Source organism: Mesorhizobium sp. LSHC420B00, from assembly GCF_000503055.1.
In the GTDB taxonomy this organism is placed as follows: domain Bacteria; phylum Pseudomonadota; class Alphaproteobacteria; order Rhizobiales; family Rhizobiaceae; genus Mesorhizobium.
Genome location: NZ_AYVY01000002.1, coordinates 55653 through 76758 on the forward strand (window position 1 = coordinate 55653; position 21106 = coordinate 76758).

General features: G+C 63.2%; 19 protein-coding genes and 1 pseudogene. 14 read left to right on the forward strand and 6 right to left on the reverse strand.

Features of this window, described 5'->3' with window-relative positions:
• Positions 1 to 408: 408 nt before the first annotated feature.
• The 6 genes and pseudogenes from X760_RS44115 to X760_RS44140 all read left to right on the forward strand — a co-directional run bounded on the left by X760_RS44115 (position 409) and on the right by X760_RS44140 (position 8374).
• A complete protein-coding gene (locus tag X760_RS44115) occupies positions 409 to 1623 on the forward strand; it encodes a DUF6600 domain-containing protein (RefSeq protein WP_156948010.1) in 1215 nt (404 codons plus the stop codon).
• Between the two features lie 210 nt (positions 1624 to 1833).
• Complete coding sequence (locus X760_RS44120) at positions 1834 to 2889, forward strand: LacI family DNA-binding transcriptional regulator (RefSeq protein ID WP_023717149.1); 1056 nt, start codon at positions 1834 to 1836, stop codon at positions 2887 to 2889.
• An 82-nt stretch (positions 2890 to 2971) separates the two neighbouring features.
• Positions 2972 to 4225 (forward strand): sugar ABC transporter substrate-binding protein, encoded by a 1254-nt coding sequence (locus X760_RS44125; protein WP_023717150.1) that lies wholly within the window; start codon positions 2972 to 2974, stop codon positions 4223 to 4225.
• Between the two features lie 353 nt (positions 4226 to 4578).
• A pseudogene (locus tag X760_RS44130) lies at positions 4579 to 5507 on the forward strand (sugar ABC transporter permease).
• Positions 5507 to 6364 (forward strand): carbohydrate ABC transporter permease, encoded by an 858-nt coding sequence (locus tag X760_RS44135; RefSeq protein WP_023717151.1) that lies wholly within the window; start codon positions 5507 to 5509, stop codon positions 6362 to 6364. The pseudogene X760_RS44130 and the gene X760_RS44135 overlap by 1 nt, the downstream one beginning before the upstream one ends.
• A 27-nt stretch (positions 6365 to 6391) precedes the next feature.
• Positions 6392 to 8374, forward strand: a complete 1983-nt coding sequence (locus X760_RS44140) for a glycoside hydrolase family 127 protein (RefSeq protein ID WP_023717152.1) — start codon at positions 6392 to 6394, stop codon at positions 8372 to 8374.
• On the opposite strand, the gene X760_RS44145 is transcribed toward X760_RS44140, so the two are convergent.
• Positions 8361 to 9107 carry a gamma-glutamylcyclotransferase gene (locus tag X760_RS44145; protein WP_023717153.1) on the reverse strand — a complete coding sequence of 249 codons (747 nt, stop codon included), beginning with the start codon at positions 9105 to 9107 and terminating at the stop codon, positions 8361 to 8363. The genes X760_RS44140 and X760_RS44145 overlap by 14 nt on opposite strands.
• Positions 9108 to 9435: 328 nt before the next feature.
• Between X760_RS44145 and X760_RS79030 the strand changes: the two genes are divergently transcribed.
• The 3 genes from X760_RS79030 to X760_RS44155 all read left to right on the forward strand — a co-directional run bounded on the left by X760_RS79030 (position 9436) and on the right by X760_RS44155 (position 11388).
• On the forward strand, positions 9436 to 9504 hold the full coding sequence (locus X760_RS79030) for a hypothetical protein (protein WP_348633208.1): 69 nt from the start codon (positions 9436 to 9438) through the stop codon (positions 9502 to 9504).
• A 101-nt stretch (positions 9505 to 9605) separates the two neighbouring features.
• Positions 9606 to 10769, forward strand: a complete 1164-nt coding sequence (locus X760_RS44150) for a hypothetical protein (RefSeq protein ID WP_023717154.1) — start codon at positions 9606 to 9608, stop codon at positions 10767 to 10769.
• Entirely contained in the window at positions 10756 to 11388 is a 633-nt protein-coding gene (locus X760_RS44155) for a hypothetical protein (protein ID WP_023717155.1), read from the forward strand. Before X760_RS44150 ends, X760_RS44155 begins: the two co-directional genes overlap by 14 nt.
• Here X760_RS44155 and X760_RS44160 read toward each other — a convergent pair.
• The 4 genes from X760_RS44160 to X760_RS44175 form a co-directional block, all read right to left on the reverse strand.
• Positions 11385 to 11840, reverse strand: a complete 456-nt coding sequence (locus X760_RS44160) for a GtrA family protein (RefSeq protein ID WP_023717156.1) — start codon at positions 11838 to 11840, stop codon at positions 11385 to 11387. The genes X760_RS44155 and X760_RS44160 overlap by 4 nt on opposite strands.
• Positions 11818 to 12510: a class I SAM-dependent methyltransferase gene (locus X760_RS44165; RefSeq protein ID WP_023717157.1), complete on the reverse strand. Its 693-nt coding sequence runs from the start codon at positions 12508 to 12510 to the stop codon at positions 11818 to 11820. Before X760_RS44165 ends, X760_RS44160 begins: the two co-directional genes overlap by 23 nt.
• Positions 12485 to 13555, reverse strand: coding sequence for a glycosyltransferase family 2 protein (locus X760_RS44170; RefSeq protein WP_156948034.1), 1071 nt, complete (start codon positions 13553 to 13555; stop codon positions 12485 to 12487). The genes X760_RS44165 and X760_RS44170 overlap by 26 nt, the downstream gene beginning before the upstream one ends.
• Positions 13556 to 13998: 443 nt before the next feature.
• The gene (locus tag X760_RS44175) at positions 13999 to 15381 is read right to left on the reverse strand and encodes an FAD-binding oxidoreductase (RefSeq protein ID WP_023717159.1); all 1383 of its coding nucleotides are present in this window, start codon (positions 15379 to 15381) and stop codon (positions 13999 to 14001) included.
• Between the two features lie 226 nt (positions 15382 to 15607).
• Between X760_RS44175 and X760_RS44180 the strand changes: the two genes are divergently transcribed.
• A complete protein-coding gene (locus X760_RS44180) occupies positions 15608 to 16615 on the forward strand; it encodes an AraC family transcriptional regulator (RefSeq protein WP_023717160.1) in 1008 nt (335 codons plus the stop codon).
• Positions 16616 to 16748: 133 nt separating this feature from the next.
• Here the strand turns inward: X760_RS44180 and efp are convergent, their stop codons facing one another.
• Entirely contained in the window at positions 16749 to 17315 is a 567-nt protein-coding gene (efp, locus tag X760_RS44185; protein ID WP_023717161.1) for an elongation factor P, read from the reverse strand.
• A 114-nt stretch (positions 17316 to 17429) separates the two neighbouring features.
• Between efp and epmA the strand changes: the two genes are divergently transcribed.
• From epmA to X760_RS44205, 4 genes are all read left to right on the forward strand, one after another.
• Positions 17430 to 18476 carry an EF-P lysine aminoacylase EpmA gene (epmA, locus tag X760_RS44190; RefSeq protein WP_023717162.1) on the forward strand — a complete coding sequence of 349 codons (1047 nt, stop codon included), beginning with the start codon at positions 17430 to 17432 and terminating at the stop codon, positions 18474 to 18476.
• 169 nt (positions 18477 to 18645) lie between these two features.
• Positions 18646 to 19989, forward strand: coding sequence for a TldD/PmbA family protein (locus tag X760_RS44195; RefSeq protein ID WP_023717163.1), 1344 nt, complete (start codon positions 18646 to 18648; stop codon positions 19987 to 19989).
• A complete protein-coding gene (locus tag X760_RS44200; protein ID WP_023717164.1) occupies positions 19976 to 20782 on the forward strand; it encodes a 3'(2'),5'-bisphosphate nucleotidase CysQ in 807 nt (268 codons plus the stop codon). The genes X760_RS44195 and X760_RS44200 overlap by 14 nt, the downstream gene beginning before the upstream one ends.
• Before the next feature lie 74 nt (positions 20783 to 20856).
• Positions 20857 to 21102: a DUF4170 domain-containing protein gene (locus X760_RS44205; protein ID WP_023717165.1), complete on the forward strand. Its 246-nt coding sequence runs from the start codon at positions 20857 to 20859 to the stop codon at positions 21100 to 21102.
• The last annotated feature ends 4 nt before the right edge of the window (positions 21103 to 21106 follow it).

Consider the following 21106-nt stretch of genomic DNA (forward strand, 5'->3'; position numbering starts at 1 on the left):
TGTTGTGAGCCTAGGAGTTTTTCGACATCTAAATTCGGCTTCTGGTCCCAAAGGGATCGCAGGGGGCAACCTCTGAGATGAAAGCTTGGTGCTCTCGAATAACACCTCCATCCCCTCTTGCCATCCCCACCTGGCGCAGAGCCTGTTGCGGCGGCTCCTTTACCGTCGGGCCTGCTGACCAACCACTTATCGCCGCGCCTTCGGCGCGCATTTGTGACGGTCACCGCCCTCATGAAGCAACTCTGATCCCAAATATCATCGTGCGATGCCAAGCCGTTGCGGGAGGGGATCGGCAACGTCAGCAAAGTGGAACAATCCGGCAGCCGGCGGGTTTGTAGGATGAAGGGCGATCTGTTTCGGAGGAAGATTGCGATGAAACGCGTCCTTGCCCACCATGCGGTACGACTGATGCTCGGCGGCGCCTGTCTGCTGACGGTCGTCGAGATTCCCAACCCGATTGCGCCATTGTCGCTCGTGTCCGAGGCAAGGGCTGCCACCACCGTTTCGATCAGCACATTCTACGAAGACCTGTCTTCCTATGGTGATTGGGTCTCGTATCACGGAGCGACCGTTTTCGTGCCGGTTGATGTGCCTGACGATTGGCGTCCCTATACCGTTGGACACTGGGCCTATACCGAGCAGTATGGCTGGCTGTGGGTATCCGACGAGCCATTCGGCTGGGCGACGTACCATTACGGCCGGTGGGGCTATGCCGACGATATCGGCTGGTACTGGGTTCCGGGCACCCGTTGGGCGCCGGCATGGGTCAGTTGGCGTCGTGACAGGGAGCACATGATTTGGGCTCCGCTGCCGCCGCGCCGCGATCCGGATCTGATTTCAATCGAGGTGACCTTCGACACGACGCCGGATTATTACTGGGTTGTGGTCCCCACCCGCGAATTCCTTGCTGCGGACATTTCCACCGTCGTTATCCGTGATGAGCCCGAGTTTGTGCGCATCGTCGAGGCGGCCGAGCCGGCCGGCGACGTGACGATCCAGAACAATGTGGTGATCAACAAAGTCATCGATGTCGATGTGATCGAGAAGGAGACGAACCAGGAGGTGACTGCCGTCAAGGTCAGCAAGACCGACGCGCCCGAACAGGCCGGCAAATTGGAAAACGATACGGTCACGGTCTTTGAAGGTGAGGTGAAAGCCGATGCCGATGCCAAACCGGCTAAGCTCAAAGACATCGAGGAGGTGAAGCAGGTTCAGGCTGGCCGCAAATCGAAGCCGACCGAAGGCGCAGCAACGACCGAACAGGCCGAACCGGAAAAGACCGCCAAGCCTGAGAAGCCGACGACCGAGGAGCAGCCCGCCGCCGGGCAGCAGCAGGCCGAACCCGAGCAGGCAGCCAAGCCTGAGAAGTCGAAGGCCAAGGAGCAACCCGCCACGGAACAGCAGCAGGCTGAGCCCGAACAGACGGCCAAGCCTGAGAAGCAGAAGACCAAGAAGCAGCCCGCCGCGGAACAGCAGCAGGCCGAGCCGGAACAGGCGGCCAAGCCTGAAAAGCAGAAGGCCAAGGAGCAGCCCGCCGAGCAGCAGCAAGCCGAGCCGGAACAGGCGGCCAAGCCACAGAAGCAGAAAAACAAGGCGTGCGATCCGCAGACTGAGAGCTGCTAGCCGTACGGGTAGACTGCGGCACCGCGATTATTCGATCGCGGTGCTCGCTGAGCGACCATTCTCCCCTTGCCATCCCGACATCCTTCGTCCTAATCTCCCCCTGAGAAAACCTTTTCCCAATCCGCCTCGCGCCCGCTGACCTCATCAACCAGCAAGCCGCCGGACCATAAGAGAAAAGCTTTTCTCAACCGGGAGGATCGATTCCAAATCATGGCGTCCGACGTCCAGCCAACGCCCGCCAAGCAGCCCGTCACGCTTCGTGAGGTGGCGGCCATTGCCGGCGTCAGCGTTGCCACGGCGTCAAAAGCGCTGAACGGGCAGGGGCGGATGACGGCCGAGACGCGGAGCCGGATTCGTGAGACGGCGCAGCGGCTTGGCTTTCGCCCGAACAGCCTGGCGCAGAGCCTGCTCAGGCGGCGCTCTTTTACCGTCGGGCTGTTGACCAACGACACCTATGGCCGCTTTTCGCTGCCGCTGATGGCCGGCGTTTCCGATGCGCTGGTCGATGCCGGCGTCTCGGTGTTCCTGTGCAATGTCGAGGACGACCCACGCCTTGCCCAGCTGCATGTCGATGCCATGCTCGACAAGCGCGTCGACGGCATCATCGCCACCGGCAAGCGCATCGATCGCCATCTTCCGGTCGACCTCGCCAATCTCGGCATTCCGGCGATCTACGCCTTCACCGAGCCCGATCCCAACGCCATCGCGTTTGTGTCGGACGATGCCGGCGGGGCGCGGCTGGCGGTCGAGCATTTTTGCCGGCTCGGACGACGGCGCATCGCCCATGTCAGCGGTCCCGCGAGCTTTGCCGTGGTGCATGCCCGGGCCGAAGCCTATCGCGAGGTGCTGGCCGAGAACGGCCTGCCGGTCTTGGAGCCGCTGCTCGGCCCATGGTCGGAAGCCTGGGGCCACGAGGCGGTCAGAAGACTGTTCGACGGCGAGGGTTTCGACGGTACGCGCGAAAAGCCCGATGCGGTGTTCTGCGGCAACGACCAGATCGCGCGCGGCGTCATCGACGCTTTGCGCGAGCGCGGTATCGGCGTGCCGGACGAGGTCGGCGTCATCGGTTTCGACAATTGGCAGATCGTCGCCGAGGCAACCCGCCCGCCGCTGACCTCGGTCGACATGAATCTCGCAGCACTTGGCCGCGAGGCCGGCCTTGCCTTGCTTTCGCTCGTCGGCGGCGAACCCGCTCTGCCGGGCATTAGAAAACTGCCGTGCCGGTTGGTGGTGCGTCAGTCATGCGGCCGTCCGCCGGACGGCTGAACGAAACGGGCCGTGTCGATAGTCACCCGCTTGGGGGCGCGGCTAAATTAAGACGCTAAATTAAACCATGTGGAGGAGAAGCATGAGAACCACCATTACCGGGCTCGCCATCGCCGCGAGCATTTTCGGCACGCTTGCGACGGTCGGCTCGGCCGCCGCCGATACCGCCAACATCTGGGTTCGCGCCGACGGCTCGAACTTCATGCCGCGCATCGTCGATGCCTTCAACAAGGGGCATCAGAACCAGATCAAGCTGGACATCATCCCCAACGCCGAAATCATCCCGAAATACGGCGCTGCCGCCGCCGGCGGCACGGCGCCCGATGCGCTGTCGCTCGACCTGATCTACACGCCGTCCTTCGCCGCCGCCGGCCAACTGGAGGACATCACCGACTGGGCGAAATCGCTGCCCTATTTCGCCAGCCTGTCGCCGGCGCATGTCAAGACGGGCACCTATAAGGGCCGCATCTACGGGCTGCCGTTCTCGGCCGATTCCTCGGTGCTGATCTGGAACAAGAAGCTGTTCAAGCAGGCCGGCCTCGATCCGGAAAAGGGCCCGACCAACTGGGCCGAGATCGAAGCCGACGCCGAAAAGGTCAACGCGCTCGGCGGCGACATCAAGGGCTTCTACTTCTCCGGCAATTGCGGCGGCTGCAACATCTTCACCTTCACGCCGCTGATCTGGGCCTCGGGCGGCGACATCCTGACGGAGGACGGCTCCAAGGCGACGCTGGACACGCCGCAGATGCGCGGCGCCATCGACCTCTACCGTTCGATGGTCAAGAAGGACCTGGTGCCTTCAGGCGCGCAGACCGACACCGGCTCCAACTTCTTTGCCGCCTTCGCCACCGGCAATATCGGCATCTCGCCGTCCGGCGCCTTCGCCATCGGCGCGCTCAACACGCAATATCCCGACATCGACTACGGCATCACCTTCCTGCCCGGCAAGGATGGCGCCTGGTCGTCGTTTGCCGGCGGCGATAATTTCGTCGTCACCAAGGGCACCACCAAGGTCGCGGTGGTGAAGGAGTTCCTCGATTTCGCCTATTCGCTCGAAGGCCAGACCATCCTGGCGAAATACGGCAGCCTGCCGGTGCGCGGCGACATCGCCAATGAGGCGCTGAAAGACCTCGACCCGCGCTACAAGGTCGCCGCCGAAGCCATGGCCAAGGGCCGCACGCCCTATTCGGTGGTGTTCAACGATCTGATCAACTCGGCCAACGGTCCGTGGAACCAGATGATGAACGAGGTCTTCTTCGGTGAAGACGTCGACGGCGCCATCGCCAACGCGCAGGAGACCATGCAGTCGATCATCGATTCGGCGCCGCAGAAGTAAAGCGCCGGCGCTCCGGCCGCCCGCCTATCTCCCTGGGCGGGTGGCCGGACATTGCATCGGAAGACCGTCCGTAACTCACCTTGGAAGGACCGATTGTTAATGTCGGCACCGCCCCTCATCCGCCTGCCGGCACCTTCTCCCCGTATAGTGACGGGGAGAAGGGGCTGGCCGCGACCCTGGCACCCTTTCTGCAACGCTGGATGTTGGCGAAATCCTTTGCGAAGGCACCCTTCTCCCCGTCACTATACGGGGAGAAGTGCCCGGCAGGGCGATGAGGGGCAGCGCAAACCAGACGCGATTGACTTGGGGCGGGAGACCGAAGATTTGCAACCATTCAACCGCAAGAACCGCGCATGACCACCATCGCAGCAACCACCGCCGCACCCGCACGCGCATACAAACTGGTCGGCGCCGGCCGCCGGCAGTTGATCGGCCTGCTCTATGTCGCGCCGGCCGTTGCCCTGGTCGTGGTCTTCTTCATCGTGCCGCTTTGCATGACCGCCTGGATGTCGCTGCACAACTGGCCATTGATGGGCGCGCACAGCTTTGTCGGGCTCGACAATTACTGGGCGATCCTGCGCGACACCCGCTTCTGGAACGCGCTGAAGTTCACCGGTTATTACACAGTGGTGGTGACGATCGCGATTTTCGCCGTCGCCTTTCCGCTGGCGCTGTTCATCGAAAGGCCGCGGCAGCTGACCGGCCTTTACCGCACGTCCTTCTTCATGCCGGCGGTCATCGGTTTTGCCTCGGCCAGCCTTTTGTGGTCATGGCTGCTCAACGTCGATTCCGGCCTGTTCAGCCCAGCCGCCTTCGAGCTTGGCCTGACCGAGAAGAAATTCAACCTGCTGGCGACTTTCCAGCCGGCCTTCTGGTCGATCATCGCCATGGTGGTCTGGAAGGTGGCGGGGTTCACCATGATCATCCTGATGACCGGCCTGCAATCGATCCCGCCGGACCTGCAGGAAGCGGCGATGATCGACGGGCAGGGCCATTCGCGCGGTTCCGCGCCATCACCTTGCCGCTGATGCGCCGCACGCTGGCGCTGGCGCTGATCCTGTCGGTGGCCGGCTCGATCCTCGCCTTCGACCAGTTCTACATCATCCTGCGCGGTGGGCCACGCAACCAGACGCTGACCGCCGTCTATTGGATCTTCAACCAGTCCTTCGTGTCGTTCAAGCTTGGCTATGGCGCCGCCCTATCGATGGTGCTGCTGGTCATCCTGGTCGCGCTCAGCCTCATCCAGCTGCGGCTGCTGCGCCAGCCCGAGGGGGTCGACTGATGGCGCAGGCAAGGAGCCGCAAACGCCGCATCGGCATGCAGATCGCCGAGCACGCGACCGGCATCATCGCATCCATTCTGTTCCTGGCGCCGATCGCCTGGACGGTGCTTTCGGCCTTCAAGCCGGCGCACGAGGCGCGCCAGCCGCCGCTGCCGCCCTGGCCGACGACGGGCTTTTCGCTAGAGAATTACGCCACGCTCAACACCTTCGGCGATGGCCTCTGGCTGCCGGCGCAAAACAGCATCTATGTCTCGGTCATGACGGTGGTGCTGTCGGTGATCGTCAGCGTGCTCGCCGGCTACGGTTTCTCGCGCTTCCGCTTTCCGCTGAAGAACCTGCTCTTCGTCGTCATCCTGTCGACGATCATGATCCCGTTCCAGTCGATCCTGACGCCGATCTTCCTGGTGCTGACAAAAATCGGCCTGCACAACACGCTGACCGGGCTGGTCTGCGTCTACGTCACGCTGCAGCTGCCGTTCTCAATCTTCATGATGCGCAACGCCTTCGACGCGGTGCCGCGCGAGATCGAGGAGGCCGCGCGCATGGACGGCGCCAACAATGTCACCATGCTGCTTAGGGTCATGCTGCCGCTGGTCTGGCCGGGCATCGTCACCATCGCGCTGTTTGCCTTCCTTGGCGCCTGGAACGAGTTTCTGGCGGCCCTCGTGCTGATGACCGACCAGTCCAAATTCACGCTGCCGATCATGATGACCGCACTGCAGTCCGGCCGCTTCGGCGCCATCGACTGGGGCGCCGTGCAGGCCGGCGTCACCGTGATGATGGTGCCGTGCCTGGTGCTCTTCCTGCTGCTGCAGCGCTTCTACATCCGCGGCCTGATGGCAGGGGCCGTCAAGTGACCAATCGAACCGAACCGGAGTAAATTGATGACCGCATCGCCATCCGCCAGTCAGGGCGCCAAGCCAAAACTCGCCTTCCGTCCGCTGCCGGTGCCGCAGGTCGACGTGCGCGGCTTCTGGGGCGACCGCGTCGATGCCGTCGCCAGCAAAACCGCCGGCATCCTCTACGACCGCTGCGTCGAGGCGCGCATGCTCGAGCAGATCGACCCGGACCGGCCGTCGCCCGGCGTCGTCATTCCGTTCCACTCACCCTCGCCGGACGAGGCGGCCACCGCCGGCAACGAGTTCACCGGATCGACGGTGACCACCCAGATGTTCTGGGACAGCGACTGGGGCAAGACCATCGAGACCGCCGCCTATTCGCTCTACCGCCGCCGCAACGACGAGCTGGAGAAGAAGATCGACGCCGTCATCGACATGTACGGCAGGCTGCAGCAGTCCGACGGCTATCTGTCGAGCTGGTACCAGCGCATCCAGCCCGGCCTGCGCTGGACCAATCTGCGCGATTGCCACGAGCTCTATTGCGCTGGCCATTTGATCGAAGGCGCGGTCGCCTATTACCAGGCCACAGGCAAACGCAAGCTGCTCGATATCATGTGCCGCTACGCCGACCATATCGCAGAAACATTCGGTCCCGAGCCCGGCAAGAAGAAGGGCTATTGCGGCCACGAGGAGATCGAGCTGGCGCTGGTCAAGCTGGCGCGGGTGACGGGCGAGCGCAAATACATGGAGCTTGCCAAATACTTCATCGATCAGCGCGGCCAGCAGCCGCATTATTTCGACGAGGAGGCGCGCGCCCGCGGCGCCGACCCGAAGGCCTATCACTTCAAGACCTACGAATACAACCAGTCGCACAAGCCCGTTCGCGAGCAGGACAAGGTCGTCGGCCATGCGGTGCGGGCGATGTACCTCTATTCGGGCATGGCCGACATCGCCACCGAATATGGCGACGACACGCTGCGGGTGGCGCTCGACCGGCTGTGGGACGATCTCATGACCAAGAACCTTTACGTGACTGGCGGTCTCGGGCCATCGTCGCACAACGAGGGTTTTACCGCCGATTACGACCTGCCCAACGACACCGCCTATGCCGAGACCTGTGCTTCGGTCGGCCTGGTGTTCTGGGCAAGCCGCATGCTCGGCATGGGCCCAAATGCGCGCTACGCCGACATCATGGAGCGGGCGCTCTACAACGGCTCGATCTCGGGCCTGTCGCTCGACGGCTCGCTGTTCTTCTACGAAAATCCGCTCGAAAGCCGCGGCGCCCACCACCGCTGGAAATGGCACCGCTGCCCGTGCTGCCCGCCCAATGTCGGGCGCATGGTCGCCTCGATCGGCAGCTATTTCTATGGCCTGTCGGACACAGCACTTGCCGTCCACCTCTATGGAAACGGCACGGCTCGTTTCGATATCGCCGGGGCGCAGATAGAGCTCACCCAGACCAGCAATTATCCCTGGGACGGCGCGGTCTCGATCTCCGTCGAACCGGAAGCGCCGACCGAGTTCACCTTGCACCTGCGGCTGCCGGCCTGGTGCCGCAAGGCAACGCTCAAGGTCAACGGCGCCGATATCGATCTGGATGCTGTCACCAGTGACGGCTATGCCGCGATCCGCCGCGAATGGCGCAAGGGCGACCGCGTCGAGCTCGATCTCGAAATGGCCGTCGACCGCCTCTACGCCAACCCGCAGGTGCGGCAGGATATCGGCCGCGTCGCACTGGCGCGCGGACCGCTGATCTATTGCATCGAAGAGACCGACAATTCCAGCCAGCTGCACCGCATCGCTCTACCGCGAACGGCCGACATCGAGACACACAAGCAGCCGAACCTTCTGGGCGGCGTCGTGACACTTTCGGCTATTGCCAAGAAGGAGGCTTTCGAAAACTGGGAAGAGGGGCTCTACCGCACCGAACCGCCGGCGGTCGAGGAAGCGAAAGTCACCGCCGTGCCGTACTTCGCCTGGGACAACCGCGATCCCGGCGAGATGCTGGTCTGGCTCAGGGACGAATAAAGCCCGACGGCGGCGCCCGGCCGATCTCCTCGGCCACAAGTTCCTGCAGCTGCCAGAGATTGCGGTCGCGGATGCCGCAGGCGTCGAGATGGCGAATGGTCTCGAACAGATATTCGGCGCCCGAACCCCAATGGCCGACGGCCATGGCCAGGGTCGCCGCTATCGCTCGCTTTTCGAGCTTGCCGGCATAGCGCGGATTGGCGGGATCGACAACGAAACCAAGCGCTTGGCCCATGCCGTCGCCCGTCCTGACCTGCAGCCAGCGCGGCACGTTGACGGCCGGCAGGATGGTCATCTCGCGGCGCAGCAGCGCTTCGAGATTAGCCGCCACTGGCTCGGCGATCTCGAACACCATCCCCTGGCATTGGCCGCCGCGGTCGAGCGCCATCATCAGGCCGGGCTGCTCCACCGTGCCCCTGAAGCGCTGCACCGTAAAACAGAACGAACGGTGCCAGCCCGTCGCTACGGCCCGTTCGCCACCCCTGACCTCGCCGGCCGGCTTCCATAGCAGCGAACCATAGGCGAACAGCTTCACCGGCCCGGCCGGCGCGCCGGCCAGCACCTCGTCGCGAATGCGCGCGTAATCGGCATCGGTCATGTAGACCATGCCCGGCGTCGGCCCGGCGTCCTCGACCGCCCGCAAGGTGCGGGCGACCAGCGCCTCGGTCAGCGCCATCGGTGACTTGCGCGGCGCCGACTGACGCCGCGATGCGGCGGAAATGACCTTGCTCATCCTCACACTCTCAGCTTTGCCGCCATGTTGCCGAAGGCTGGAGGATTCTCAAGGGCCGAGTACGCGGGCGCGGCATCAGGGTTCAAACTGTCGTGTACAACAGCTTGACGGAATCGCACAAAATACGCGGCGGACTTTTGCGCGTCGAATTCCAGCCACGGCACCGCATCGCTCTGCCGCGAACGGCTGAGATCGAGGCACACAAGCAGCGAACCGTCTGGGCGGCGGCGTCACGCTTTCGGCGATTGCCAAAAGGAGACTTTCGAAAACTGGAAAGGGGCTCTACCGCACCGAACCGCCGGCGGTCGAGGAAGTGAAAGTCGGCGCCGTGCCGCATTTCGCCTGGCACAACCGCGACCCCGGCGAGATGCTGGTCTGGCTCAGAAGCGCCGGATAGCGGTATCGCCAATTTGAGCCGCGTGAACGCCTTGAATTCGCCGGGGCGCGCGTCATCTAGCTTTGAGTGGCGCCTGCCATTTGAACGGGTGGAGGCAGATTTTGGCGCTCGAAGCTGTCGCGCGTCCGAACGCCGGTGGCCGCTTTGTTGCGGTAGCCGTCGTCGCGGTGCCGTTGGCTTTCGTCGTCAGTGGGCTGGCCATTCGCTATGCCGCATTTGCTTCGGTTTCGGCAGAACCCGGCTTCGCGGCCTATGCCCAGGCGCTCTGCCGCTGGGATTGCGCGTGGTATGTCGGCATTTCCGAACACGGCTATGAGCGCTTTCCCATTCCAGGCCAGAGCAATGTCGGACGCTGGGGCTTTTTCCCGCTCTATCCGATGCTGGTGGCGGCAATCCGGTCTGTTTTCCGCTTTCCGACGATACTCGTCGCGTCGATCACATCGATTGCGTGCAGCTATGCCGCCTGTCTGGTGGCGTGGCCACTGCTCGAGAAGAACATGCGCGCTTATGTTCTGTATTGCGCCTTCCTGCTCAGCGGCCCGTTCTCCTATCACTTCACGACTTTCCTGACCGAACCTCTTTTCGTACTCCTGACTTCGTGCGTTTTTCTGGCGCTCAAACGCTCCAGCTATCTGGCTGCGGGACTGTCATCGGCTCTCCTGTCGGCAACCAGGCTCGTCGGGGTGCTCGTTGTATTCGCGACCGTCATTCAGATGTTCACGGATTACCGCGCAAAGGGCGGATCGACGCTGTCGTTCCCGCGTTGGCTGCTTGGCCGACCGGATCTGCTCGTCGCCATCTTCATCTCGCCAGCCGGCCTATTCGCCTACATCCTGTTTCTCTATCTGACCATCGGCGACGGCTTTGCCTTCCTGCACGTGCAGCGCGCGTTTGGACGGGTGCCGGGCAATCCGCTCGCCTTTATATGGGACGGGTTTTCGGCCGTTCCGACAACTGGATGGCTGCCCACGGCGCCGCAATGGAGCGCGCTCGCCGCACTCATCGGACTGGCGCTATCGGCGGTTCTGGCGGTTCGCAGGCAATATGGCGCCGCGTTGTTCTGCGCCTGCTGCATCATCCTGCCGCTGATCACGAACCTGGCCTCGATGGTCAGATACGTCGTTGGGCTTGCACCTCTGACAATATTGCTGGCCATGCTGTCGTCGGCGTCGAAGCTGACTTTTCTTGCGGCTCTGGCTCTCTTCCTGGGCGCCTGTTATTTCATGACCGTGGCATGGATCGGAGGCTATCTTGCCCTGGTCTGACATTTCGGGCCGGTATCTGCGCGGGGCCAGGCTTGCCAGCTACGCGCTGGCGGCGGTTCTGGCGGGAACGGAAATCGTCATTCTTGCGCTTGCTCTCAATCCGAATGTCAACGCCGATTATCGCGCCTATTACATTGACCGGACGACGACCTGCCTCAATCGCGATGCGGTCGGCAGCTATACCCTAGGCGAGACGGTGTCGTTCCGGTCCGACGGAGCCAAAAAGGCAGCCGGCATGAGGGTCTGCGGCTGGTCGGGACCCGTTGCCGACGGCACCCATTCCCTAGGCGAGACCTCGCGGCTTCGGCTGAAGATACCGCCGCTCCACGACAGTGTGACGGCCACGCTGCAAATGGCCGCCGCCATTCGCCCGCCGCAGGTCACGCAGCGGATTATTATTTCGGTGAATGGCGTTCGGGTGCATGCGGTGACGCTGTCCGGCAAAGAGCCGCGAACGGTCTCGTTCGTCATTCCAACGGCGGCCCTCGCCGAGGCCAGGATACTCGATGTCGCCTTCGACTACCTCGACGGCATTCCGCCAAGTTCGGCCGCCAGCAACATCTACAAGCGCGCCATCAAATTGTTGTCGTTCCGGCTCGATCCTGTTGAGCCGGGTTAGGGCGGGCGATCACGTTGCTGGCCGGGTCTTCGCTGCGCAAAAACCCACCGGTCGAGCATGAGAAGATTGACCGCTGGAACAAGCAAGCATGTAACCAGAATGGCGATGATCGGCGGCAGGCCGAGTTTGGCCGTCAAAACCGCCGGCGCCGCGCAGGCAACGGCGAAGCCTGTCGCCGTCAGCAAGAAAAAACGCGGAGCTTCCGATCGATGCGATCCGCTCGACGCGAAAGTCACGAACTTATGCGCGAGATAAGAAAACAGGGCGGCTGCGGTGTAAGCCGCGAGCGAGGCACCGACCGGCGAGAGGCCGAACCGTTGCCATTTTACCAAAGCGGTGGCCATCACTGCATAAAGGATCGTTGCGGCGATGCCGACCGACCCGAAGCGCGCCAGCACCCTCAGCCCGGCGTCGCCGGTTGAACGGCGCTCAGACACGCGCACTACACGCATACTGCGCTCCAAGCGGCAAAGGCGCGAATACCCGCTCGACCCTTCTGGCCAAGGGCCTTGCCGATGGCAGCAGCAGGAAATGCTCGGAGCGGATGTCCCGGAAGCCTGTTTCCTGAAAAACGGACCTCGCTTTGGCGGCGTTGAGCAGAACCGCGTCGTGATCGAACGGACACCGGAACACAGCAAGGCGCGTCAGTGGATTGTAGGGATTGTGCTCGATAATGCAGGCGACGCCGCCCGGCCGTACGACGCGCCGCATTTCCAGGAAGAAATCGAGCCAGGAGGAGGGCGGAACGTGATGGACGACGCAACTAGCGAAAGCCAGATCGAACGTGCCGTCCTCGTAAGGCAGCCCCTGAGTGCTGCAGGTCCTGTAGGCCACACGCGGATTGTGTTGGCTGGCGTGCAAAATCGATTCTTGCGAGACATCGCAACCATCGACGCTGTCGAAAGCACCGTCGAGGTAGGGGTGGAGCGAACCGACGCCGCAGCCGACATCCAGCGCCCTTACAGCCGACCCACCCTGCCGAAGCTTTCGCTCGAAGACCAGACGCCGCAGCAGATCCGCCTTGGCGACAAGGAAGAAGTCGTGGCTGAGTCCGGAAAACCGGATGGACCCTTCGACCGCCTCGCCATAGTTGGATTTATAGCTGTCGAAGAGTTCGGCCATTGGCGGGGACTCCACTCCTGGGTTTGTGAAACGATCGGCGGCGCTCACCGGAGGCGGCACGCATCGACTCGTCGAAGCCGGTGAGCCGATCGATGACATAAAGCGGGCGGCGTTTCACCTCGGCGTGGATGCTGCCGACGTAGAGTCCGACCACGCCGGTCATGAAAAGGTTGATCCCGCACAGGAGCGACACGATCACCACCGTGGATGTCCACCCGGCAATGATCCCGGTTTCAAAAAACCAGGCAAAGATGGCGTAGGCGCCAAAGACCCCCGCAAGCGCGGAAATGACCAACCCGCCCCAGAGCGCCAGGCGCAACGGCTTCTCGGAGAAACTGACGATGCCGTGAACCGCAAGGTGCATCATCTTCCAGAACGGGTATTTGGTCTGGCCCAGGGTTCGTGCGTGGCGCTCAAATGGCACGGCCGTCTGCTTGAACCCCATCCAGCCGAACATGCCCCTGACGAAGCGGTCATGTTCGGGCATACGCTTGAAGGTTTCCAGCGCCTTGCGGCCGACTAGGCGGAAGTCGCCGACGTCGCGCGGAATATCGACCGACGTCATTTTCTCCAGCAGGCGATAGAAAAGACTTGCCGTAAAGCGCTTGAACCAGGATTCGCCCTCGCGCTTGACCCGGCGGGCGTAGACGATCTCGAAACCTTCCTTCCACTTAGCCACCAGATCGAGAACGACTTCCGGCGGATCCTGCAGGTCCGCATCCATGACGATGACGGCATCGCCCGCAGCGGCGTCCATGCCGGCGGTAATCGCCACCTGGTGGCCGAAATTGCGGGAAAATTCGATCAGCCGAAAGCGCGGCTCGGCGGCGACCACTTTTTGAAGGTATTCGACGCTTCCATCGCGGCTTCCGTCATCGACGAAGATGGCCTCCGTTTCGCCGTCCAGCCGGCCGATAAGCGAACTGATCCGCTCGATCAGCCGAGGCAGCACCTGTTCTTCATTGTATACGGGCAGGACCAGCGAGTAGCGCGGCGGTGACCTGTTCACCGTTATTCCCGGGCCTTGGACCACAGACTCTCGCATGCGGTTGAAAATGGAACGCAAGCTACAAAGTTCCAAAGGCAATTAAGAAACTGCTAATTTAGTTAGTTCTGAAGGGGATACCGATCCTCGAGGAGGACTGAAGGGTGTCGTGGTGACGTCGGACGTCCGCATCGAAGCGTGAAATTATCGGTAGGCTGCCGGCGCGATCGGCCTGGCGAGAAGCAGTCGCTGAGGCATAACCCGTTGACCGCATTGCCTGCTCCCGGACTTGCCTGTTGAAGCAGCACTACGGGTGACCTGAGCGTGCGGGCCGACCGCTTCGACGCATGTCAGACATGGCTCATGGAACATGGTCGCCGAGCCCGGCCGAGTATCGCGCTTGTAGGCCGCCGAGCGTCCTGGCCGGAACCTATCGTACCGGCCGGGCCTTAGCTGGTCCGGCCGGTACGATACAACACTTGCTGGCCAGACGAGGGCGGCCGTCAAGCGGCCGGCCGGATGTTTTGGTTCACCCGGAAGAGGTTGTTCGGGTCGTATTTCTTCTTTAGCGAGGCCAGGCGCTCGTAGTTATCGCCATAAGCCGCCTTGAGCCTTCCCTCGCCCTCGTCATCCATCATGAAGTTCAGATAGGCGCCACCCAGATCGAACGGATGCACGGCCTCCCAGTAGGCCTTGGTCCAGCGCGTCACCGGCCCCGCTTTCTGTGGGTCCGGATCGATCCCGGCGATGACCATCGACCAGGTCGCATCACGGTAATTCCAGGGTGTCTCGTCTTTGCCGACGCGATGGACCGCGCCGTCGATCGGATAGAGATGCATGAGCGATAGCTCGCTCGGTGTTTTCGCCGCCTGCTCGAGATGAGCGTCGATCGCCTCGTCGGACAGCGTCTTGACAAAATCGCCCCGCCAATACCACTGCATCCCCTTCGGGTAGAGCCCATCGAACATGCTCTGCACCGCGGGATAGGGCATCATTCCCATCCAATTGAACCAGGGCGCGGGGAGCGCATCGAGTAGCGGAGCCAGCGCCTCTCTGCCCTTTTCCTCCGGGCCGTTGTAGCAACACATCAGCAGACACATCCGCTCTCCCCAAAACTCTTCCGGGAACGGTGCGCTCGACAGGATCGTCTTGAGCCCGAGGAAGATCCCGAGTTCCTCGGGCGCGCGCGGCAGGAACTCGCGATAATGCTGCATGATGGTGCGGGCCTGGCGCTGATCCCATGCGATCGGCCCCGCAAAGACCATGCTGACCTGGTGGAGCTTGAACACAAAGCTGGTGACGACGCCGAAATTGCCGCCGCCGCCGCGAAGCGCCCAGAACAGGCTAGGGTTCCGCTCCTTGCTGGCGGTGACGAAGCTGCCGTCGGCAAGCACGACATCGGCCTCGACCAGATTGTCGATGGTCAGGCCATATTTGCGCGTCAGATAGCCATGGCCGCCGCTCAGCGTCAGTCCGGCGACCCCGGTGGTCGAGATGATGCCCGCCGGTACGGCCAGGCCAAAGGCATGGGTTGCGTGGTCGAGGTCGCCCTGAGTGCAGCCCGGACCCACCCGCGCCGTACGGGCATCCGGATCGACACGCACGCCGTTCATCGCCGACAGGTCGATCACCAGACCGTCGTCGCAACTCCCCAATCCTGGTCCGTTATGGCCGCCGCCACGTACCGCAACCAGCAAATTGTTGTCGCGGCCGAAATTCACCGCTGTGATCACGTCGGCCACGTCCACACAGCGGGCGATGATCAGCGGCCGCTTGTCGATCATGCCGTTGTAGAGCTTGCGGGCCTCATCATAGCGGGCGTCGCCGGTCCGGATGACTTCGCCCCGCAGGCTTGCTGCGAATTTGGTGATGTCTTCATCGTGCATGACATTCCTCCCTGTTATTGGACCTGTCGGCCGGTCGATGAAACGCTAATCCCGTCCGCTGTTCCCGCAAATGTCACATCGTCCATTTCTGTTGCCCGATCGTTCAGAGTGGGATTAGACCGGATGGGTAGTTGCTCGGGCGGCTGTATTGCCGGATAGTTCGAGATGCCTGGCCGAAAAACTCGTTGTCAAAGGGAGTAGCCGATCGTTTCCGGAGGTGTAGTGCATGGATGTCCTTTCCGATGTGCTCCGAGCCGTTCGCCTCACCGGTGCGATCTATTTCGACGTCGACGCCAGCTCTCCCTGGGTCGGCGAGTCGCCGGGCACGGCCGACATTGCCGCCGCCATCATGCCGGAGGCAGAGCACATCATTTCTTTTCATGCCGTGATGTCGGGCTCGTGCTGGGCCGCGCTGGCAGACGATTCGGTGCCCCCGGTGCTCGTGAACGCCGGTGATGTCGTTGTCTTCCCCGGTGGTGTTCCGAACGTCTTGAGCTCTTCGCCCGGAGCGCGGGGCGAACCCAATATGGCGATGTATTATCGGCCGATTGACGAGAGCCTGCCGTTCGCGGTGATCCATGGTGGCGGGGGAGACGAGCGGACCCGGTTCATTTGCGGGTATCTTGGCTGCGATGCACGTCCCTTCAATCCTCTCCTCGCTGCATTGCCGGCCATCCTGTGTGCCCGCAAGCCCGCCGATGGAAGCAGCTGGGTTATCGACCTGTTTCGGCTGGCGCTGGCCGAAGGTGGCAGTGGGCGGGCGGGCGGTGAAACGATCCTCGCCAAGCTGAGCGAGCTGATGTTTGTCGAGATCATCCGCCGCCATCTTGAGACCCTCCCCGGCGATTCGCGCGGCTGGCTGTCAGGCCTACGGGATCCACATGTCGGCGAGGCGCTCCGGCTCATCCACGCTCGCCCCAGGGAGGAATGGACATTGGACCGGCTCGCCCGCGAAGTAGGGCTCTCGCGCACGGCGTTTGCGAGCCGCTTTACCCACTATGTCGAGGTCTCGCCGATGCACTATCTTGCTCGCTGGCGTCTGCAACTGGCGGGACGTTTGCTCGAACGGCCCGAAATGAGCATCGCGCAAGCGGGTGCCGACGTCGGCTACGAGTCGGAAGCCGCCTTCAATCGCGCCTTCAAAAAGTTCGTCGGCATTCCACCTGGCACCTGGCGAAAGGGACGGTCGGCGTTGCTCGAGGCTCAAAGATTGCCCGCTGGCGTCGTGCAATAGGAAAGAACTGGCCGGGCGTTGACGCTGCGGTCTGCGTGCCGCGTCCCAATGCTCGAAAGCCCCCTGGCACAAAGCGGTCGACGATGACCGGCCGCCTCGGCGCGCTAGGGCGAGGCGTTTCAGGCTTCGCGCCTCAATCCTTCGCGCGCTCGACATACGCGCCATCCGCCGTCATCACCACCACGCGGGTGCCGGCGCTGATGTGTGGTGGCACCAGGGTACGCACGCCGTTGGACAGCGTTGCCGGCTTATAGGACGAGGACGCCGTCTGGCCCTTGGTCACCGGCTCGGTCTCGACCACCTCGAAAGTGGCGCGCTGCGGCAGTACCAGCGAGATGGCGATGCTGTTGTATTGCGAGATCTGCACCGGCATGCCTTCCACCAGGTAGGGCGCCATGTCGCCGACCACGCTCTCCGGCACCGCCACCTGGTCGTAGCTCTCCGGGTTCATGAAATGAAAGCCTTCGCCGTCCTGGTAGAGGAAAGTGTGCTCGCGCTCCTCGACATAGGCGCGCTCGACCTGCTCGGTGGTGCGGTAACGCTCGGAAACTTTAACCCCGTCGGAGATACGCCGCATGTCGAGCTGGGTGACCGGCGTACCCTTGCCAGGATGAATGTTTTCGGCAAAGAGGATCACATAAAGCTTGCCGTCCTTTTCGACGACGTTGCCTTTGCGTAAGGAGCTGGCGATGACCTTCACGGGTTTCCATCCTGATAAAATTTGTTGGCGCAAATCGGCTGGAGAGGCCGTTGGGTGCGGCCTAGCGCATCTTGGCCGCAATCGCCAGCCCTCTGTGCAATTCGCCTGAAGCCGATGACCGCCGCTTCGCCATGGTGGACGCCGCATGTCCATGCCGACCGCCGGCCGCGGCTGATCCTGCGCAACGCCATTGCCGCCGGCATGCGCGACTGGTTCGCCCGCCGTGACTTCGTGGAGGTGGAGACATCGGCCCTGCAGATCTCGCCCGGCAATGAAGCGCATCTGTCGGCCTTTGCCACCGAGGCGATCGGGCCGGACGGGCAGCGCCAGCCGCTCTACCTCCACACTTCGCCGGAATTCGCCTGCAAGAAGCTGCTTGCCGCCGGCGAGGAGCGCATCTTCAGCCTCGCTGCTGTGTGGCGCAACCGTGAGCGCGGCCCCTTGCACCATCCGGAGTTCACCATGCTCGAATGGTACCGCGTCGGCGAGGCCTATGAGAGCCTGATGCGCGATTGCGCCGAGCTCGTCGCGCTGGCGGCCGAACGGGCGGGCGCAAAGCGTTTTAGCTTCCGCGGCCGCGAGGCCGACCCGTTCGCCGAGCCGGAACGGTTGAGCGTCGCCGAAGCCTTCATGCGCCATGCCGGCATCGATCTGCTGGCGACTGTGGCAGCCGATGGCAGCACCGACCGCGCGGGGTTGCATGCCGCCCTGGTCCAGGCCGGATTGCGGACCGCGCCCGACGACAATTGGGCCGACCTGTTCAGCCGGGTGATGGTCGAAAAAATCGAACCGGCGCTGGGGCAGGGGCGCGCCACCATTCTTTTCGGATATCCGATCTCGGAGGCGGCATTGGCCAGGCCGAGCGCCGACGATCCACGCACCGCCGAGCGTTTTGAGCTTTATTGCTGCGGCGTCGAGCTTGCCAACGCCTTTGGCGAGTTGATCGATCCGGCCGAGCAGCGCCGGCGCTTTGCCGCCGAAATGGACGAAAAGCAGCGTGTCTATGGCGAACGCTATCCGATCGACGAGGATTTCCTCGCCGCCCTCGCCATCACGCCGCAAGCGAGCGGCGCGGCGCTCGGCTTCGACCGGCTGGTGATGCTCGCCACCGGCGCGCTCAGGATCGACGACGTGATCTGGACGCCGGTGGCCGCTTCCTGAGGGATTGTCGATCTCGCCATTGCCGCTCACCTGCCTGACACTGGCAGCCCTGTTCAGGCGCTTGATGCCCCCGCTTTGCGCCTTCTCCCATTGCAGAAGCTGCATCGGGACAATAGATGGTGCAGCAGCGGCTGCCCTTCAGCCGGCCGGAAATAACAGGATTATGCGCATGACCGATACGCTCGACGCAGCGAAACTGACCGACCGCGTCGCGGCCCTGGTCGAGGCTGCCAAACGGGCCGGCGCCGATGCCGCCGATGCGGTTGCAGTACGCGGCCGCTCAACCGGTGTGTCGGTGCGGCTTGGCAAGGTCGAAGGCACAGAGGCGTCCGAGAGCGAGGACGTCTCGTTGCGCGTCTTCGTCGGCAGACGGGTGGCGAGCGTTTCGGCAACGGCGGCATCCGACCCCAATATGCTGGCTGAGCGCGCCGTCGCCATGGCCAAAGTGTCGCCCGAAGATCCCTATCAGGGTCTCGCCGATCCGGCCTTGCTGGTCAAAAAGCCGCGCGATCTCGATCTGTTCGACGCCACCGAGGTATCGGCGGACCAGTTGAAGGAAGCAGCCCTTGCCGCCGAGGCGGCGGCGCTTGCCGTCAAGGGCGTCACCAATTCGGCCGGCAGCGGCGCCAGCGCCGGGCTCGGCGGCCTTGTGCTCGCCACTTCGCATGGGTTTGTCGGCCATTATGTCGCGTCGCGCTTTTCGCGCTCGACCAGCGTCATCGCCGGCGAGGGCACCGGCATGGAGCGCGATTACGAATTCTCCTCGCGCCAGCATTTTTCCGATCTCGACGCGCCGGAAGACATCGGCCGCAAGGCCGGTGAGCGCGCCGTACGCCGCATTGGCGCGCGCAAGGCGGCGACCGGGCCGGTCGACGTGGTGTTCGATCCGCGCGTCGCGCGCGGCATTGCCGGCCATCTCGCCGGTGCCATCAATGGCGCCGCGGTGGCGCGCAAGACCAGCTTTCTGCGCGACATGATGGGCAAGAAGGTGGCTTCGGCCGCAATCACCGTCACCGACGAGCCGCTCCGGCGCCGCGGCCAGGCCTCGCGCCCCTTCGACGGCGAAGGCGTCGAGGGCGAGAAATTGTTCATGGTCGACAAGGGCGTGCTCAACCACTGGTTCCTGTCGACCTCGGCGGCGCGGGAACTCGGCCTCGTCACCAATGGGCGCGGCTCGCGCAGCGGCTCGTCGGTCTCGCCATCGTCGACCAATCTCGCCATCGAGCCCGGGGAAAACACGCCGGAAGAGCTGATCAAGTCGCTCGAGACCGGCTTCTACGTCACCGAAGTGTTCGGCCAGGGGGTCGACATGGTGACGGGCGAATATAGCCGCGGCGCTTCCGGCTTCTGGATCGAGAATGGCGAGCTGGCCTATCCCGTTGCCGAGGTGACCATCGCCTCCAATTTGAAGACGATGTTCCTCAACATGGTTCCGGCGAGCGATCTCGACCGCAATTTCGGCACTGCCGCGCCCACGCTTTTGATCGAAGGGATGACCCTTGCCGGAGCTTGATCCGGCCGTCTCGGCCGGCGCTACTGAAGACCTGCAGCTGCTGCGCGACGCTGCCCGCGAGGCGGGGCTCATCGCCATGCAGTACTTCAACAACAATCCGCAAGTATGGATGAAGGGCGGCACCTCGCCGGTCAGCGAAGCTGATCACGCCGCCGACAAATATCTGCGCGAGACCTTGCTGGCGGCCCGGCCGGACTATGGCTGGTTGTCGGAGGAAACCGTCGACGACCCGGTAAGGCTTGTCGCGCGCCGCACCTTCGTCGTCGATCCGATCGACGGCACGCGCGGCTTCCTCGAAGGCCTGCCCACATGGTGCGTCAGCGTCGCGGTGGTCGAGAACGGCCGCACGCTTGCCGGCGTGCTCGACTGCCCGGCGAAGGGCGAAATCTATTGGGCGCTGCCGGGCGAGGGCGCATTCCTGAATGGCAAGCGCATCAGCGTGCGTCCGCCGTCGGAAACGGCCGAAATCGCCGGACCGAAGGCGATGATCGACCTGATGCCGGCGAAATGGCACAAACGGCTGAAGCGCGTGCCCTATATTCCTTCGCTCGCCTACAGGTTGGCGATGATCGCCGGCGGCCAGCTCGATGCCACCTTCGTCAAGGCCAACGCGCATGACTGGGACATCGCCGCGGCCGACCTCATCCTGCGCGAGGCAGGCGGCGCCGTGCTCGATCGGCACGGCCGCGCGCCGCTCTATGCCGGCGAAGTGATCCGCCACGGCGCGCTTGCCGCCGGCAGCGGCGAACTCCTCGCTGTGCTCGCCGGCGTCATCGCCGGGCTGGACAATTGACCATCATCAATAGTTCCAAAGTCGGCGGCTTTGGTCTAGACCTGTCCCAAACTCACGATATGTGAAGGATCGACATGGCCGCTGAAGACGGAAAGAAACAGCTTTTGCACCTGGTGTTCGGCGGCGAACTCAAGAAGCTGGGCGGCACCGAATTCCGCGACCTCGACGCGCTCGACGTAGTCGGCATCTATCCCGACTATCAATCGGCGCACGCCGTCTGGAAGGCCAAGGCGCAAGCCAGCGTCGACAATGCCCATATGCGTTATTTCGTCGTTCACCTGCACCGCCTGCTCGACCCCGAAAACAAGGCTGCCGGTTGACATC